Genomic DNA, 16,598 nt, shown 5'->3' with positions numbered 1-16,598 from the left:
GGATAAAGATAACGATTTGTCGTTTAAAATCACTTCGATAGGCTAATCAAGTCGTCCAATCGCATGGAAAGCTGGTCTACGATGTGGGTGGCCTGCTGGTAGTGGGGGGTTCGGTCGGCGAGTTTGGCGGTGATATCGTCAAGCAACGCTTTTCCGGTGAGTCCGCCCAAGGCGGGGCGTGCGGCGATATCGGTTTGCATGAGCCTGCTCCACAGTGCTTTGGGAGGCACGCAAAGGTAAATGGTCTTGCCGGTTTTGTTCATCCAGGCCATGTTATCGAAGTAGCAGGGTGTACCGCCGCCGGTGGCGACAACAACCGGTTGTTCGAGCGGCAGGTTCTTGAGCACGCGGCTTTCCAGTGTCCGGAAAGCGGTCTCGCCGTGCTCGGCAAAGTATTGGGGGATTGGCATGCCGGCTTCATCGGCAATTTCTTCGTCGAGGTCAATAAACGCCCGTTCGGTTTTAAGTGCGAGCTTACGGCCCCAGGTTGTTTTGCCACTTCCCATGAAGCCGATGAGGAAAATTGGCTTGGTATCATTCATCTTGATAGGCTTTTTTGAAATACCGGTTGTCTAATGTGTCAAAATCGGGTAATGTGTTGTAATGCCATTTGTCGATTACCGAGCCGTTCCGTAATAGCAACATACCGGGATTGGCCCGTACCATGCTTTTGAGGGGGACGGCATCGGCATAGAATATCTCGGTAAGCAGGTGTAGTTCCCGGCTGATTTGCTCGGCTTGCTGCGTGCCACTCGCGGTAAGTAGGATGGCGCGGATGTTGTATGCTTCAGTAACCTCGGTGACCAGCTCATTGATGTGGTGTAATGCATCGAGGTTGGTTTTATCGAGGTTCCATGCCACCACGACTAGGTTGTAGTAGGGGTTTTCAATAAGTTGTTGGGTAACATCCTCTCCGTTAGCATCGCTGACGAGCAGGTCGGGTATGGGTACCTGGTAGCCTTTCTTGACCAGCTTGCTTTCCGGGTCGCCGATGATTTCCCAGTTTTCGTCTTTCCAAAGCTCGTCGGCCAGATAAACCTTGTCTGATACCTGTTTTTCCGCGCCCGAAGTCTTATGGCGCAGGGTGTAGATGATGTCGTATTGATCGCCCACTTCGCCTTCGGGTAGCGTCATCAGTGCGGGAAGGTTATTGCCCTTTTTGTAGGGGAGGAAATCAATAAACGGCAAATAGTTGACGGTGTAGATGCCGATGCCTACCGATGCGATAATCAATACCACAGTTAGGAAGGCCCGGGTGCCTTTATTGGAAATAAGGGGGCGGATGGCATTCCGGTTGAAAAAGATAATCAGAATAAGCGCCAACAGCACCACATCTTTACCGAACGACTGCCAGGGAGTGAGGGGAATGGCATCGCCGAAACAGCCGCATGAGGTGACTACCTCGAAAAAGGCAGAATAGAAGGTGAGAAACGTGAAAAAAAGGATGAGTAACAACAAGCCCCAGGCGACTGTGCGCCCCCAGAAGCCGAGTAGGAGCAGTGCACCGAGCAGGATTTCCAGCCCGCAGATGGCAATAGCGATTGTGACGGCGTAGTCATTCAGGAAGTGGGTGCCGAAGACGTGGAAATATTCTTCGAGCTTATAGCCGAAACCGGTTGGATCGTTGGCCTTGATTAATCCAGAGAAAATGAAGAGGAGTCCGGTGAATAGCCGTGCAAATGCGAGCAGGTAATTCGTACGTGCGTTTGGGGTAGTTGTGGTATACATGGTCTTATGCTTAAGGTTTGCTATCGGCTACGCCGAGTTTGATCAGCGCAAAAACGGCATAGTTCAGCATATCCTGGTAGTTTGCTTTTACACCTTCGGAAGCAACGGTTTGGCCGTCGTTGTCTTCGATCTGCTTTACACGGTAGATTTTTGTGAGGATGAGGTCGGTGAGCGACGTAAGCCGCATATCGCGCCATGCTTCCCCGTAATCGTGGTTTTTGGCAAACATCAGTTCCTTGGTTTCGCGAACGGCTTGTTCGTATTGCTGTTGCACGGCTTCGGCCGGCAGTTGTTCATTTACGCTGGTGCCCAGTTGCAGTTGCAGGATGCCAATTACGCAATAATTTACAATTCCGATGTATTCGTCGGTGACCCCTTCGCCAACTTTGGATACTTTTTTTTCTTCGAGGGTGCGGATGCGTTGCGCCTTGATGTATAGCTGGTCGGTAATAGATGCGGGACGCATGATGCGCCATGCCGTGCCGTAATCGGCCGTCTTTTTTGCGAATAATTGCTGGCAATGCTCGATAATACGATCGTATTGTGCTGATGTATCCATGATATTGGCAAAGATAAAAGAATTTGGTGAACTGCTGATGTGTCGATGTGCTGACGTACTGATTGTTTATCAAACGAATTTTAGCTAAGTTTGTCATCCAACAACAAGATGAGATGATGAAGAAGATCATATTTCCAGCTGCTGCGGCCTTTTTGCTGCTCGCTGCCTGTAACGGTGGTGGCAGTGATACCGCTGAAATCGACAGATTGCGCGACGAGGCGATCGCTATTCATGACGAAATTATGCCCCAAATCAGTGCGTTCGATCGGAACACGGTGAAAATCGACTCCCTGTTGTCTAGTTTGCCGGAATTGAAAGCGACAAACCCGGATATTGACACCGCGCAGGTACGCACGGATTTGTCTGGCCTGAAAGACCGCCTCGATGAGGCAACCAATGCGATGATGGATTGGATGACGAATTTTGAGGTCGACCCACAAGATAAATCGGCTGCTGAAATTAAAACGTACTACGAGCAGGAAGTGGAAAAGGTGAAAGACATGAAGGTGCTCTTTGACGATGCGGCCAAGGAAAGTGCTGAAAAGTTAGCGCAATTCTGACCGCCATGCGTATTCCCTCGTTACTGGTGGGCGCCTATGTGCTTAGCAGTGTGTTAGCCTGCCAACAGGCCACGAATACGACGTTGCCCATCTTGGGGTCCCGCGAACCGGTGACCAAGGTTGTAGATGGTCAAACTGTTACAGATACCGTGTACCACAGCATCGCCGATTTCCGGTTGCTCAACCAGGATAGCGTCTTCATCGATAACCATGCGTTCGATAATGGCGTTTATATTGCTAATTTTTTCTTTACCCATTGTCCCAGTATTTGTCCCACTATGCAGCGTAACCTGCTGAAAGTGTACGAGAAATACAAAGGCGACGAAAGGGTCCGGTTCCTTTCACACAGTATCGATTTCCGCTATGACTCGCCAAGTGTACTCAAAACGTATGCGGAGAAATTGGGGGTTACCAACGACCAGTGGCAGTTTGTAACCGGTAGTAAGGCCGCTATTTATGGTCTCTCCGATAGTTATATGGTGTACACGAAGGAAGATGCCGATGTGCCCGGTGGTTATGACCACTCCGGCCATTTACTGCTGGTAGACCAGAATAGGCATATCCGCGGGGCTTACGATGGCACCAACGATGCACAGGTGCAGCTGCTCCTTGATGATTTGGCAACGCTGCTGAAAGAGATCCAAGACTGATGCGCAATCGCTATTTGTACTTTTGCGTGGCATTACTGTCAGTATACCTAGTATTCCATTCGTGCCAGAGCGAACAGGCCATCCGAACAGCACAATATACCGTAAACGGACAGAAGGTGTACACCACCCATTGCCAAAATTGCCACGGGGCACGTGGCGAGGGGCTCGGTAGTCTGTACCCACCGCTTACCGATAGCACCTTCCTGATCACCCATCGGGAGCAACTTGCGTGCATGGTGAAATACGGGGTGTCGGGCCCACTTGAGGTGAACGGTATCGTCTTTGACACGGAAATGCCCGCCAATCCGACGCTTTCACCCATCGAAATCGCGTACGTGCTTACCTACATCGGTCATTCGTTTGGTAACTCGATGGATATGTTTACGTTGGAAGAGGTTCAGGCAGGGCTTGCTGCTTGCCGGGACAAGGATGCCTTGAAAAAATAAATCACATCACCAACTCTTGGAAGAGACGCCCTAGGGTCGCTTCGGCCGACACACACAGTCCGGGGTGTACAGCCGATGTTTGGATGACTGTGCTCCGCTTGGCGGTAAGCCACCGGAAGCGTTCAGCCATCGGCAGTGCGGCAATGGGGCCAGCCGTTCGATTACCGCTGCACACCTGTTCAAACGCGCGTAGGTAGGCTTCTAACTCTTCCATGGGTATCGGAAGGCGAAATGCTTGGAGTCGCGGACCATCCAATGCGTACCGCATCACAAGTGAACGCTGCCCGCGGCAGTACAGCACCACTCCGATATTCATGAACTCTTCGCGCTCGACCCGCGGCACCAGTCGGATAACAGCGTACTCAAACAATTCTTTTCCGGGCATCTTTCGCTTCGTTAACAAAAACTTCCGATGCAGCCACGCGCATCGTTAAAAACTGTCGGTAGACTTCCCGCGCCTCCGTAGGCGATTGCTCGCCTGTATCCGCCAACCACTCGTTTGGAATCTGCTGTACAATGTACTCAATTACCGGCTCTGTTAGTTTGCTTTTCAGTATCTTATCTGCCATATCAAGCTCATCTGCCCACGCGAGTAGCACATGGTCTTTTACGCGGACGAACGGCTTAACCGCCTGTACTTTCCAATCGTCCCAAGTATGGTGGAAATAGAGGGAGGCGCCATGGTCAATGAGCCATAGCTCGTTGTGCCACATCAGCATATTCGTATTTTTCGCGGTTCGGTCCACATTGGTAAGCAGGCAGTCCAGCCAAACAATCTGCGATGCTAATGCCGCGTCCGGCCGGGTTACTGCAGGATCAAACGTAATTGCGCCTGAGAGGTAATGCAATGCTAGGTTAAGTCCGGTGCTGGCCCGCAGTAGATCCTGGATTTCCTCGTCTGGCTCAGTCCGTCCGAAGGCCTCGTCGAGTTGAGCAAATACAATTTCCGGAACGCGGAATCCCAAGACGCGCGCAATTTCACCACCCAGTAGTTCGGCGATGAGCGCCTTGCTGCCCTGTCCCGCGCCGCGGAATTTAAGCGCATAAAGGAAACCGTCATCTGCCTCCACGATGGCCGGCAGCGATCCGCCTTCCCGCAGTGGCGTCACGTAACGGGTTACCTGTACCGTTCGTATTGTTGAATTATTCACGTCTCAAACTTAGCTAAATATATCGTTGGCTCTGCTGTCATTGCGCATTTTTTCATTGCAGAGATATCAAAAATCAGTACGTTCCGTATAGAATTCCTCGTGGTCACCGTTGTGTACTTCGATGACACCGGCAACAATCAGGTTCACGAGGATACGCCGTGTTCTCCGGCGCGACAGTTGGAGGTGATCGCATAATTCGGGTAGGTGCGCGCGGGGGTGCGTTTGCATGTATTCCATCAACGCTTTTTCTTTTTCGGTATAACTGAACCGCACACCCTCAAGACGGTTACTTTGGCGCAATACATCCACAACTACCTTCCCAGCCAGTAGACTCTTGTCGTCGACCCGCACATACACCCACCATTTCCCGCTATCGTCCAATGCATAGTGCGGTTTTAGATCACTCTCCGCAACTTCAGCAACCAATACCAGCTTGTCGTCGACATACAGTTCGGTGAAGTGCAGCTCGATGGCCGGGCGGCAATATTGCTGTCCGGCCCGGTGGAGCATGTATTTTTCCTCTTCTTCGCTCTTTACCCCTTTAATGGTGCCATCATCGGCCACGCCCACCAGTAACTTGCCTCCTTTGGTGTTGGCAAAGGCCACCAGCGTCTTCGCAATCTTACCGCAGTTGCTGATCCTGTTTTTGAAATCAAGCCGTTCGCCTTCGCCTTCGAATATCAATGCTTTGATGGTCACGCCTACTATCCGCTTATAACGTACTTGTTTGCTGTTTCGCCCCCTGGTACCGGGCATCGCGGATGTACACTTCGTTGTGCATGATGGCGCAGGTGTCGCCGTTGCAATCCACGATGGTGATGGGGTACGATTTTACGATTTTGCCATGCTGGGCCAGTGCCGCTTCAACCTCGCGAATATCGCTTTCATCGAGCGAAATCCGGAAAAACAGTGCAGTACGGCCAGGTTTGACGTACTGGATGGTTGCACTCTTGAGCCACACCACCGTCTTGAATCCTTTTCGTTGCAACCGTTGGTCAAATAGTAGCGCAAAAAAGGGGTCGGCAGCGGCAAAGATGGTACCACCGAATATGGAACCGTTATAATTGCGGTTCAGCAAACTACGATTGATCTTGACTTCCACGCCGGTAAACCCTTTCTCAAACCGTCGTACCCATATCCGCTGGAAAAAGAACGGTGGGTATAGCCGCATGACCCATTTCAATGCATTTTCCGAAAGTAGCATATATCCACTAAGGTAACCACAAATTTTGGAAGAAGGAAAATTTGTTATTTTAGCACCATAAATCGTTAGGTAATGACCAAAGAAAACCTGACCAACACCAGAAATGCATGGCTGTTGGTTATTGTAGCAGCGTTAGGCTATTTTGTTGATATTTATGACCTTGTCATTTTTTCCATCGTTCGGGTACAGAGCTTCCATGATATCGGTGTTCCGGAAGCATCTATGCGTACGGATGGCGAGTATGTGCTGAATATGCAGATGGGTGGATTGCTGCTCGGCGGACTGTTATGGGGCGTATTGGGCGATAAGATTGGCCGCATCAAGGTGCTGTTCGGCTCGATTTTGATGTATTCGGTGGCTAACATTGCCAATGGGTTGGTACAGGATATCCATTCTTATGCGATTATCCGCTTCATTGCCGGGGTTGGCCTGGCCGGTGAGCTGGGAGCAGGCATTACGCTGGTAAGTGAAGCGATGAATAAGAACAAACGCGGATATGGAACGATGATTGTGGCGTCTGTAGGGGTGTTGGGGGCTATTGCCGCCTATTATGTTTCGGAATTTTTTGATTGGCGAAATGCGTATTTTGTTGGCGGTGGAATGGGCTTGTTACTCCTTATTTTACGTGTGGGGACGTTTGAATCGGGTATGTTTAAGAAGCTATCGGCAAAACCGATTGAGAAGGGGAAACTGAGCATGTTGTTTACAGATTCCGCGCGCTTCAAACGTTACGTTTATTGCCTACTCATCGGTTTGCCGATTTGGTTTGTGGTAGGTATCCTGATTACACAGGCCCCTGAATTCGGAAAAGCATTGGGTGCACCGGTTACACTGAGTGCCGGGAAGGGAATCTTGTTTACCTACTTGGGGCTGTCATTGGGCGATATGGCTGCCGGTTTGTTTGCCCAGCTTACTAAGTCGCGACGGCTGGCGGTGTTTACGTTCCAGCTTATGATCATTGCGTCGTCGATATGGTACTTAAGCAGCGAGGGAATTACCGAAGAGCGATTCCATTGGATCGCCTTTTTCATGGGGATAGCCATTGGCTACTGGGCGACGTTCGTGACCATTGCTTCGGAACAGTTCGGTACCAACCTCCGCGCCACCGTGACGACCACCGCTCCGAATTTTGTGCGGGGAGCACTGATTCCATCGACCTTTCTTTTTGAGTTTTTCGTGCGGCGCACCGACATCGTTACCGCCGCTTACATCATGATTTTTCTGCTTACCGGTATTGCGATATTTGCTATCAGTCGGTTAAAGGAGAGTTTTGACCGGGATTTGGATTTCGTTGAGTGATTATCGTTTAGGGCATTTCTTGCAACGTTTACCACGTTTGTATTTCTTGCAGCACTTCTTGAAATCACATCCACATCCCTCATGGTAAGGGTTCAATCCTTTGAAATACCGTGGGTCGGTAGCGCAGGCGCAGGCCGCTTCCTGACCCGACAAAAGTGAATGCTCCTCTAACATGGCGGGACAAAGGTATGTTTTATTTAGAAAAATTCCAATTAAGGCGGCTGGATTTTTACGTTCTGCTATTTCGATTTGCAGGGTTAGGGCAACTTTCGTAACTTGTCGACATCCCGATTTACGGGTGTTAACCAATTAGACGGCGGGTATGATCAATAAGGTAGTAACCAATGTGGAGGCGGCGATTGCCGGAATAACTGAGGGAATGACGTTGATGTTGGGTGGTTTCGGTTTATGTGGCATCCCTGAAAACTGCATCCACGAAATTGCGAAGCAAGGGATCTCGGGGTTGACCTGCATTTCCAACAATGCCGGGGTGGATGACTTCGGGATAGGTTTGTTGCTCCGGAAACGGCAAGTGAAAAAGATGATCGCCTCTTACGTGGGTGAAAATGCGGAATTTGAACGCCAACTGCTTACGGGCGAATTGGAAGTGGAGTTGGTGCCACAAGGTACGCTGGCTACCCGGTGCATGGCAGCGGGCTACGGAATGCCTGCCATATATACGCCCGCAGGCGTAGGTACCGAGGTCGCCGAGGGAAAGGAAGTACGTAATTTTGGTGGAAAAGACTATTTAATGGAGATGGCGTTTGAAGCCGATTTCGCGATCGTGAAAGCATGGAAAGGGGATACCGCCGGAAACTTAGTGTATCGGATGACCGCGCGCAATTTCAACCCCATCATGGCTATGGCTGGTAAAATTACCATTGCCGAAGTGGAAGAACTGGTACCAGTAGGGGAATTGGACCCCGACCACATCCACACCCCCGGTATTTACGTGCATCGGATTTTCCAGGGTACGGACTATGAAAAGCGGATTGAGCAGCGGACGGTTGTTTGATTTAAAAAAAAGGCATGTTAGACAAGAACGGAATCGCAAAACGGATCGCAAAAGAAATAAAGAACGGTTACTATGTGAACCTGGGGATTGGCATTCCGACGTTAGTGGCAAACTATATCCCGGAAGCCATCGACGTGGTACTCCAATCCGAAAATGGCTTGCTGGGCATGGGCCCGTTTCCCAAGGCAGGTGAGGAAGACGCCGACCTCATTAATGCGGGTAAGCAAACCATCACCATGTTGCCGGGGTCGGCGGTCTTTGATTCAGCCGTGAGCTTTGGCATGATTAGGGCGCAGAAGGTAGACCTGACGATTTTAGGTGCGATGGAAGTCTCTGAATACGGTGATATCGCCAGCTGGAAAATCCCCGGTAAACTCGTGAAGGGTATGGGTGGTGCCATGGATTTGGTGGCTTCGGCCAAAAATATCATTGTGGCGATGCAGCAGACCAATAAAGCGGGTGAAAGTAAGTTACTACCCGCCTGTAAACTTCCGCTTACAGGCGTGCGCTGTATCCGTAAAATAGTTACCGAAATGGCGGTTTTTGAGGTAGATGTGGAAAACGGTGGATTCCATCTGCGCGAACGGGCACCGGGAGTTAGTGTAGAAGAGATCCGGAATGCCACGGCCGGCAAATTCATTGCAGCGGGCGACATCCCCGAAATGGTGTTATAAGCCTATACGGTTCAACCCATGAACACGTTGCCGAAGGTCGGCCGATATTTCATCGGTGATGGCGATGATGGGCGCAGGATCGTCTGTATTGTTGATGATGACGCGGTCGCACTGCTCGCGGAAGGGCAATAGGTATTTCCGGTAAGCCGGTATTACGTGGTTTGTCCACTTGTACCGCACATCGTCCTCATCATACCCACGCGCTACGAGGTCCCTTTTCAACCGTCTTTGCAAGGCTACTTCTTCGTCGGCGTGCAGGAATATCCGATGGTTGAGCAATGCATTCACTTCTTGGTAGTAAAAGATGAATAGCCCCTCAACAATCAATATGGGGGCTGGTTTGGTTTCGATCATTTTTGGCTTTAAGGCCGGATTATTGAATGTGTACTCTTTGCGGTATACTGTATGCCCTTCAAATAACAAGCGGATGTCGTGCTCGAATGCCGGTCGGTCAATAGCGGTCGGCAAATCAAAGTTATATAGCTTATTTTCTTCTTTTGTTTTCGTATTGGCAGGAATGTAATAATCGTCCTGCGAGATGAGCGCTACCTCGTGTGCTGCAAAATGATTAAGGAAACAATGGAGGAAAAAGGTTTTTCCTGACCCGCTGCTTCCGGCGATACCGACAACGAAAGGGACACTAATTTGGCTCATTGGGCGCACCGTATGCTATTTCGACCTGAAAACGCCTATCCAAGACACCGATGAGCGACGCCGCCGATTTGGAAATGACGATGATGGCATTTTTTGTTTCGGCCGTATCGGCAAATTTGCCAACGACTTTTGCAAAGGTGGTGCGCCGTGTCATGGGATTGGTTATTTTGATCACCGTGCCCACTGGTGCCGTTTTGTGCAGGGCTAGCATACTGCCGCCTTCTTGGTTGAGGTCATCTATCCATACGCCGACACCCCTTTCGCTCATCTCCCGGATACCATATTTATTGGCCGGTATTTCCAACTCGCTATCGTTGGCGGCAGCGGAGTCGGTATCGTGTACAATGATTTCATTGACCGTAGGGGGCGGGGGGGGAAGTTCTTCGTGCGGTATCTTAAGCACAGTACCGTCCTTGACGGAGTCGTTGGCGAGTGCGTTCGCGCGTTTGATACTTTCAACGGTGATGATGAAACGCTTCGCTATGGTAAATAGGGTTTCGCCCTTACCTACTTTATAGGCGGTATACTCACCTTCTGCGAGGACAGGCACGGATGCGGGTTGCTCCAACGTTGTATCGCCGGTGGTGTTCGTTGTACCGCTGTCTACGGTTTCCTGAGGTACCCGAACGGTATCGCCGATTTTCAATGCTTTGTTGTTATTGGCTGCGATAATATCTTTTACCGGAACTTGGTACCGCCTGCTTAGACCATAGTATGTTTCTTTGGCTTCCAATTCATGGATGATGATTTTCCGGCCGTTTTCGTATTCCACACCGATGGAATCCGGTACCGTTGATGCGGTTTTTGCCGACAGGCTGAAACAGCCAATCAGGGTAGCCATTAAAAAAAAAGAGGCGCGATATAAATAGGGGTGATATGTATGTTTGATGCTCATATTAAAAATCTGTTGCAATTATACTAAATACGATACAATTTCCCGTTTATTATCGCTGATTATGAAAACCTGTTGGCCGATCATGAAAAATAATTCCGGTGTCATCTTAGCCAGTTCCGGAAGGATAATTTGGTCTGCCAGTACCGTTAAACCGCTGGTAATAACCATCCGTACCCGGTAGCTTCCCTGCCTCGCTTCGTGGAAAGCCCAAAGCTGTTTCGGACCGATTTGGCAGTAAAACAAATCGCCATGGACTGGATAGCCAGCCAAACATTCGGGTAAACCGTGTCCATACCGCTGAGGTAAGACGATATCCGCTTCGGTTGGTTTACCGGCATTTTTGTTAAATTGTGTTAAATTTCCGGTGGTGATGTCGAGGTGCTGCTCATAGCCTCCGGCAAAGTTGCGGTGTCGCACGGTAAGTTGCTGATTGCCCACGTGCACCAATACGTAATTGAACTGTTCCCATAGCAAGTCCCCACTGGCTACGTCGATACACGCGATGCCCGCACCGTCAGGACTATTTTGGCCGAATGCTTTGGCAATCAGTTTACGGTCGGTGACACCAGCGAGCACCCAATTCCGATTGCCGTAGGGCTTTTCATGGATAAACGAAACACCCGATTGATAGTCGAATGCGGAAAAGGACGGCTGGCCGGTTTCCTTATCGCGCGTTTCGACGGCCAGTAAATGGGCGGATGTGTCGGCTTCGATACGCCATACCATGCCCAAAAAACTTTTTTTGAATACGGTTTTTAGTGTATATTTATCCATGCGCTCTCGTTGGTTCCAAACTTAAATAAAGATGCTTTTTTATGCAATTATAAAAGTGCATCTTTATTGATCTCTCCTCTGCCGATGAGAGAAAGCGTTTGTAGAGGAAAATATAATGATTTTGAATGATATGCATAAAAAAATACGACAAAAAGGATTGCTGAGTCCGTTGCTGGCTGCCATCTGTTTGATAATAACGGCGTGCACGGCACAAGCGCAGCATGTTTACCGGTTCGACATCAAAGAAGATATCGGCCCCAATGCTTGGCGGCAGGTGAAAAACGCTTATGCGAAAGCGGAGGAAGCCAAGGTGGATATGGTGCTCATCGAGATGAATACGTTTGGTGGGATGGTCAATTTTGCCGATTCGATCCGGAGCCGGATATTGGATTCGCCATTGGAGACAGTCGTTTTCATCAACCACAATGCTGCGTCGGCGGGAGCGTTGATCTCGTTGGCTTCAGACCGCATTTACATGAGTAAAGGATCCAGCATCGGGGCGGCGAGCGTGGTAGACCAAACCGGTCAGCTGCTGCCCGAGAAACATCAGTCGTACATGCGGGGATTGATGCGGGCTACGGCGGAAGCAAAGGGGCGAGACCCCCAAGTTGCCGAGGCCTTCGTAGATGGCGATGTGGATTTGCCGAATATCAAGCCTGCCGGGAAAATCCTTACGCTCACCTCAACCGAGGCCGTCGATATCGGGCTGGCTGAAGCGGAGGCCTCGTCGGTGGCCGATGTGTTGTCGGCCGAAGGAATGGGTTCGGCGCGTGTAACTACGCATCAGGTAACTACGATTGATCGGATTATTTCGTTCCTCATCAACCCGGCAGTAAGTGGTATCCTGATTTTGTTGATCATCGGAGGCATCTATTTTGAGATGCAAACTCCGGGCATCGGCTTTGCACTGATTGTGGCCATCATTGCGGCCGCTTTGTTTTTCGCTCCGCTCTATATCCAAGGATTGGCCGACAACTGGGAGATTGCGCTTTTTGTGGCGGGCATTGTATTGATCCTGCTGGAGCTATTCGTTATTCCGGGATTCGGTGTGGCCGGTATACTGGGCATCATCTGTCTGGTTTGTGGATTGGCGTTCAGCATGGTTGTAAATGATTATTTCGACTTTTCAATCGCTGAACCGGGCATGTTATTCAATTCGTTTCTACTGGTGATCGCATCGATGGTGGTGGCCACCATCCTAATGGTTATTTTCGGTAAAAGTTTACTGAATACCCGGGCATTCAAACGCTTGGTACTGCAAGATGAACAACGATCGGCGGCGGGTTACACCTCGTCGAAAGTGAACCTGGAGATGGTGAACAAAGAAGGGGTGGCGAAGACGGTGTTGCGCCCATCGGGCAAGGTGGAGATTGAAGGCAAATGGTATGATGCGGTGGCGCTGGATGGTTTCATCGATATCGGGGAAGATGTATATGTGGAGAAGCATGAAAACTATAATCTGTTTGTCAGAAAGAAACGGACATCATGACGTTGCCGTAAACTTTTTGTAGCTTTCGGTGTTTTATCAGCAAACTATAAAATTCGAACATCATGAATCCAAAAGCAATCAGTTTAGAAGAAAAAAAATTAAGGCCTGTTGTTGACCACCTGAATGATTTACTGGCTAATTACCATATCCATTACCAGAAATTGAGGGGATGTCATTGGAATGTGCGCGGTAACCATTTTTTTACGTTGCATGCGAAGTTTGAGGAGTTATACACCAACGCGTTGACCACCATCGATGAACTGGCCGAACGTATCCTTACCCTAGGGAAAGCGCCTTTCAGTACGTTTAAGGATTATGTGGAACACGCCGACATTGGAGAGGTGGAAACCATCGGCATGAAAGACATCGACATGGTAAAGGCCATCATCGACGATCTAGAGGCATTAATAGCCATGCAGCGCGACCTGTTGGAAATTACGTCGGAAGCGGACGATGAAGGGACCAATGATATGGTTAACGCTTTTATGCAATTCAATGAGAAACAGAACTGGATGTTGCGGGCGTTTGTGAATAAGGCGTAGGGAAGCGCCACTTGATTAATAAAAAAATGCGGCAACCGGGTACAGTTGCCGCATTTTTTATAAATAAATGGTTTAAACGAGTTAAAACTTAAGCCCAAGGGTCAGTAACACACTATTTCTTGAGTTGCTGATGTCGGCCACGGGGCTATAATGTTCGTTAATATCGTCCAGCAGGTACACCTGCCATCCATATTTTTGTGTGAAATTTTGGTAGGCCAAATCAATGTAGACATTGTTTACCCGGTATCCAACGCCGGCGGATACCCGCTGCGTAGTGGATTCGAAATCGCTATAGGGGCTGCCTGTATGGCCATATCCTGCACGTAAGAGGAATGCAGGTGCAACAAGGTATTCGCCACCAATCCTGAAATTGACGGCGCTGGTATAACTGTCGCGTATTTGCTCATTCATGATATTATCCGTATTCGAATTGACCGAGGAGAACGTCATGCTGGCGTAGTCGATATACTCAATGTCGGCACTGATGAGCCCTTGGCCGAACAATGCCGCAATCCCGCCGTTGATGCGGTAGGGGCTACGCATGTTATAATCGTAATACGTGGGTTCACCCTCGCTGGGAAAAGGCTCTGATGAGCCATCGGTAAGGTAGTTGGTGACGCCGAAATAATCTTCGTAATCGTTGGTCAACTTATACCAGGTGGGAGTAGTGGCCGTCACACCGATTTGGATGTAATCTACCGGCTTGTAAATAACCCCCAACTTGGCACTGAAGCCGTTTCCAGTGGTTGTTGACCAGTATTCATTTTCGTATTCGTATTCGGATTCAAGAAGCGGATTATAAACGTCGTAATCGCCATGGGCGGCGTCTACAAAGCGGGAGCCTGGGTTCATACTAAAGATATAGCCATGATCTGCGATCGAGCCATCTTCCCTGTAAAGGTAATTGATGTCGTGATTGATGTGTGTGAACGCGATGCCTGCGCCGATGTAAAGCCTGTTGCCGTAATTAGCCCCGAAAGAAATGTTCGTTTCCGACTGGAATCCTGTTTCGCGGTTGGTCACGGTCTGGATGTTATCTAACGTCGTCATAGCCACATATTCATAATCTTCATCTACGGGCCGTTCGTCGATTAGGCCAGCATCCCAGCCGAAATCGCCGTATATATTGCCGGTTTCATAGGCCTCATAGGCCATAAAGTCGGCGATACTGCTTTCGGAATTAACGCCGGTGAATCCCACCGTGCTATTGAAGTTATTTGTTTTGTTGTATCCTACGCCAATATTGAAATTTAGCCAGCCGGAGGTGAGGTTACTTCCACGGGCCCGACGCGCGGGGATATGGAAAACGGCTCCAACTTGGTTCAGACCGAGCTTATCTATACTGTATTGACTGTTGGTGCCGAAATAGCCTGCTTTGTTGAGATCATTGGCATAATCGAACGAAATACTGATGTCTGACTGTCCGAAGAAGCCGAGGCCGGCGGGATTGCCAGAAATGGAACTGAGGTCACCCCCGAGTGCGGTCTGTGCATTTCCCAATCCTTTGAACCTTGCGGTTGCTCCTTGTTCGGGTTGCGAAAAACGGAGGACGTCCTGTAGGTATTGACCTTGTGCGGTAAGGCAAAGTGTGCTTAACAGTAGTCCGGATAATGCGATTTTTTTGATGTACATATTCATGGTTGGTTTCGATTACACTCATAAAGAGGGCCAACCAAATTAATTTCCGGGGAAATACCCCTTTCAGGAAATGGATTCAGTTGGCCCTTGGAATATTATCTTATCAGGCTAACGGCCCCGGCTGCCTCTGCTGCTGCTACCACTGCTACCACTACTGCTGCTACCTCTACTGCTGCTGCTACCGCTCGATGATCCAGACGACCGTGATGGCGGCGATACAGATGAGCCACGGGAACTGCTTCCTGACGACCGCGGAGCTACGTTGCTTGGCTGCGACGGGCGGGCGGCCGGTCTGGCACTGCTGCTTGGCCGTGATGAACTCGGTTGTGCGGGGCGGGCACTGCTGCCCGATGGGCGCCTAGTCGACGATGGTCGCGCATTGCTAGCTGGTTGCCGCGTTGTATTGCCCGAAGGCCTTACAGCTTGGCCGGCAGGCCGTCGCGATGTACCGCTGCGTATCGCTTCGGTGTTGCGCGAACCGCGTGTGGTCGCACCCGGTCGCACCGCACCACGCGTACTTGTCCTTACGCCCGGAGTTGCGCTGCCACGCGTAGCTACCGCACGGGTGGAGATGCGTCCATTGGCATCCCGGGATATCGCTGTGCGGCTAGCGTTGCGCGAAGTACGCGTGCCCATACGGTCACGTGAAGAGGAGCGCGCTGCCAAGTGGCGATTGTTGACGATGATCGTTCCGGGGTAATAACCGTAACCATAGCCTCCATAACCACCCCAACCCCAACGGTTATAGGCATAAGGGCCCCAGTAGCCGCGGCCGTAATAAGGCGATCCCCAGCCCCAATAACCACCATAATAGGGATTATACCAGCTGCTGCCCCAACCGAGGCCCCAGCCACCCATACTCCAGCCAAAGCTGAATCCGCTGCCGTAGCCGTACCACGAGTTGTAGCCATACCACGGGTCGAACCAAGGGTCGTAATAACTCATACCCGGCGAATTGTAGTAAAAGCGGTTTATGCGACTGGCATATTCGCTGTCACTGTATTCGTCCGCATAGTAGTCGTTGTAATATCCTTCATCCGCATATTCATCGGCATAATAACCGCCATCGGCATATTCCTCCTGCGTGGCGCCTTCGTCGTAATAATAATCCGGGCTTTGGTAGTTCGTTTCCTTTGCCTGGGCATTATTATTATAGACATCATCGCGGAATGCCGCCTGCCGGGAGGTGCTGCACGCACCTAAGGTGAGCAAGCTTATTAAAGCTACTGCGCTGACTTTTAATTTATTGGCTTCCATTTTAACTATCCTTTCCTTTGATTAAGCCCATGCTTTTACTTAATGGACTATATTTTGGACGAT

At 50.0% G+C, this 16,598-nt stretch carries 20 protein-coding genes; 8 read left to right on the top strand and 12 right to left on the bottom strand.

Features of this window, described 5'->3' with window-relative positions:
* Positions 1-29: 29 nt before the first annotated feature.
* Genes VNQ80_RS19950 through VNQ80_RS19940 form a run of 3 tightly spaced genes read right to left on the bottom strand, consistent with a single transcriptional unit; the run spans position 30 to position 2,287 of the window.
* Positions 30-542, bottom strand: a complete 513-nt coding sequence (locus VNQ80_RS19950) for a shikimate kinase (RefSeq protein WP_325642025.1) — start codon at positions 540-542, stop codon at positions 30-32.
* Positions 535-1,728 (bottom strand): BT_3928 family protein, encoded by a 1,194-nt coding sequence (locus VNQ80_RS19945; RefSeq protein WP_325642023.1) that lies wholly within the window; start codon positions 1,726-1,728, stop codon positions 535-537. The genes VNQ80_RS19950 and VNQ80_RS19945 overlap by 8 nt, the downstream gene beginning before the upstream one ends.
* Before the next feature lie 10 nt (positions 1,729-1,738).
* A complete protein-coding gene (locus VNQ80_RS19940; protein ID WP_325642021.1) occupies positions 1,739-2,287 on the bottom strand; it encodes a DUF1599 domain-containing protein in 549 nt (182 codons plus the stop codon).
* A 113-nt stretch (positions 2,288-2,400) separates the two neighbouring features.
* On the opposite strand from VNQ80_RS19940, the gene VNQ80_RS19935 reads away from it, so the two are divergent.
* Genes VNQ80_RS19935 through VNQ80_RS19925 form a run of 3 tightly spaced genes read left to right on the top strand, consistent with a single transcriptional unit; the run spans position 2,401 to position 3,943 of the window.
* A complete protein-coding gene (locus tag VNQ80_RS19935) occupies positions 2,401-2,847 on the top strand; it encodes a transposase (protein WP_325642019.1) in 447 nt (148 codons plus the stop codon).
* 5 nt (positions 2,848-2,852) lie between these two features.
* A complete protein-coding gene (locus tag VNQ80_RS19930) occupies positions 2,853-3,497 on the top strand; it encodes an SCO family protein (protein ID WP_325642017.1) in 645 nt (214 codons plus the stop codon).
* Complete coding sequence (locus tag VNQ80_RS19925) at positions 3,497-3,943, top strand: cytochrome c (protein WP_325642015.1); 447 nt, start codon at positions 3,497-3,499, stop codon at positions 3,941-3,943. The genes VNQ80_RS19930 and VNQ80_RS19925 overlap by 1 nt, the downstream gene beginning before the upstream one ends.
* Position 3,944: 1 nt before the next feature.
* Here the strand turns inward: VNQ80_RS19925 and VNQ80_RS19920 are convergent, their stop codons facing one another.
* The 4 genes from VNQ80_RS19920 to VNQ80_RS19905 form a co-directional block, all read right to left on the bottom strand.
* Positions 3,945-4,328: a DUF3037 domain-containing protein gene (locus VNQ80_RS19920; RefSeq protein ID WP_325642013.1), complete on the bottom strand. Its 384-nt coding sequence runs from the start codon at positions 4,326-4,328 to the stop codon at positions 3,945-3,947.
* Positions 4,306-5,094, bottom strand: a complete 789-nt coding sequence (locus VNQ80_RS19915; protein ID WP_325642011.1) for a HipA family kinase — start codon at positions 5,092-5,094, stop codon at positions 4,306-4,308. Before VNQ80_RS19915 ends, VNQ80_RS19920 begins: the two co-directional genes overlap by 23 nt.
* Positions 5,095-5,160: 66 nt before the next feature.
* Positions 5,161-5,793, bottom strand: a complete 633-nt coding sequence (locus VNQ80_RS19910) for an ATP-binding protein (protein WP_325642009.1) — start codon at positions 5,791-5,793, stop codon at positions 5,161-5,163.
* Positions 5,794-5,806: 13 nt separating this feature from the next.
* Positions 5,807-6,298, bottom strand: a complete 492-nt coding sequence (locus VNQ80_RS19905; RefSeq protein WP_325642007.1) for a DUF4442 domain-containing protein — start codon at positions 6,296-6,298, stop codon at positions 5,807-5,809.
* A gap of 72 nt (positions 6,299-6,370) precedes the next feature.
* Here VNQ80_RS19905 and VNQ80_RS19900 point away from each other — a divergent pair, with 72 nt between their 5' ends.
* The 3 genes from VNQ80_RS19900 (at position 6,371) to VNQ80_RS19890 (ending at position 9,286) form a co-directional block, all read left to right on the top strand.
* The gene (locus VNQ80_RS19900; RefSeq protein WP_325642005.1) at positions 6,371-7,597 is read left to right on the top strand and encodes an MFS transporter; all 1,227 of its coding nucleotides are present in this window, start codon (positions 6,371-6,373) and stop codon (positions 7,595-7,597) included.
* A gap of 322 nt (positions 7,598-7,919) precedes the next feature.
* Positions 7,920-8,612 (top strand): CoA transferase subunit A, encoded by a 693-nt coding sequence (locus VNQ80_RS19895; protein WP_325642003.1) that lies wholly within the window; start codon positions 7,920-7,922, stop codon positions 8,610-8,612.
* Between the two features lie 14 nt (positions 8,613-8,626).
* On the top strand, positions 8,627-9,286 hold the full coding sequence (locus tag VNQ80_RS19890; RefSeq protein WP_325642001.1) for a 3-oxoacid CoA-transferase subunit B: 660 nt from the start codon (positions 8,627-8,629) through the stop codon (positions 9,284-9,286).
* Here the strand turns inward: VNQ80_RS19890 and VNQ80_RS19885 are convergent.
* The 3 genes from VNQ80_RS19885 to VNQ80_RS19875 are packed head-to-tail and all read right to left on the bottom strand — an operon-like array spanning position 9,281 to position 11,609.
* On the bottom strand, positions 9,281-9,940 hold the full coding sequence (locus VNQ80_RS19885) for a uridine kinase (protein WP_325641999.1): 660 nt from the start codon (positions 9,938-9,940) through the stop codon (positions 9,281-9,283). The genes VNQ80_RS19890 and VNQ80_RS19885 overlap by 6 nt on opposite strands.
* The gene (locus tag VNQ80_RS19880) at positions 9,927-10,835 is read right to left on the bottom strand and encodes a DPBB and LysM peptidoglycan-binding domain-containing protein (RefSeq protein WP_325641996.1); all 909 of its coding nucleotides are present in this window, start codon (positions 10,833-10,835) and stop codon (positions 9,927-9,929) included. Before VNQ80_RS19880 ends, VNQ80_RS19885 begins: the two co-directional genes overlap by 14 nt.
* 18 nt (positions 10,836-10,853) lie before the next feature.
* Complete coding sequence (locus VNQ80_RS19875; RefSeq protein ID WP_325641994.1) at positions 10,854-11,609, bottom strand: DUF4905 domain-containing protein; 756 nt, start codon at positions 11,607-11,609, stop codon at positions 10,854-10,856.
* A gap of 130 nt (positions 11,610-11,739) precedes the next feature.
* Here VNQ80_RS19875 and VNQ80_RS19870 point away from each other — a divergent pair, with 130 nt between their 5' ends.
* Both VNQ80_RS19870 and VNQ80_RS19865 read left to right on the top strand, forming a co-directional pair.
* Positions 11,740-13,098, top strand: coding sequence for an NfeD family protein (locus tag VNQ80_RS19870; RefSeq protein ID WP_325641993.1), 1,359 nt, complete (start codon positions 11,740-11,742; stop codon positions 13,096-13,098).
* Between the two features lie 62 nt (positions 13,099-13,160).
* Complete coding sequence (locus tag VNQ80_RS19865) at positions 13,161-13,640, top strand: DNA starvation/stationary phase protection protein (RefSeq protein ID WP_325641992.1); 480 nt, start codon at positions 13,161-13,163, stop codon at positions 13,638-13,640.
* 81 nt (positions 13,641-13,721) lie between these two features.
* On the opposite strand, the gene VNQ80_RS19860 is transcribed toward VNQ80_RS19865, so the two are convergent.
* Both VNQ80_RS19860 and VNQ80_RS19855 read right to left on the bottom strand, forming a co-directional pair.
* Positions 13,722-15,272, bottom strand: coding sequence for a hypothetical protein (locus VNQ80_RS19860; protein ID WP_325641990.1), 1,551 nt, complete (start codon positions 15,270-15,272; stop codon positions 13,722-13,724).
* A 114-nt stretch (positions 15,273-15,386) separates the two neighbouring features.
* Entirely contained in the window at positions 15,387-16,535 is a 1,149-nt protein-coding gene (locus VNQ80_RS19855) for a hypothetical protein (RefSeq protein ID WP_325641989.1), read from the bottom strand.
* Between the last annotated feature and the right edge of the window lie 63 nt (positions 16,536-16,598).

Source organism: Parapedobacter sp. (assembly GCF_035556095.1).
GTDB lineage: Bacteria > Bacteroidota > Bacteroidia > Sphingobacteriales > Sphingobacteriaceae > Parapedobacter.
Note: the sequence above shows the minus strand (reverse complement) of the source record. Positions and strands in the feature narration are given on the sequence as shown.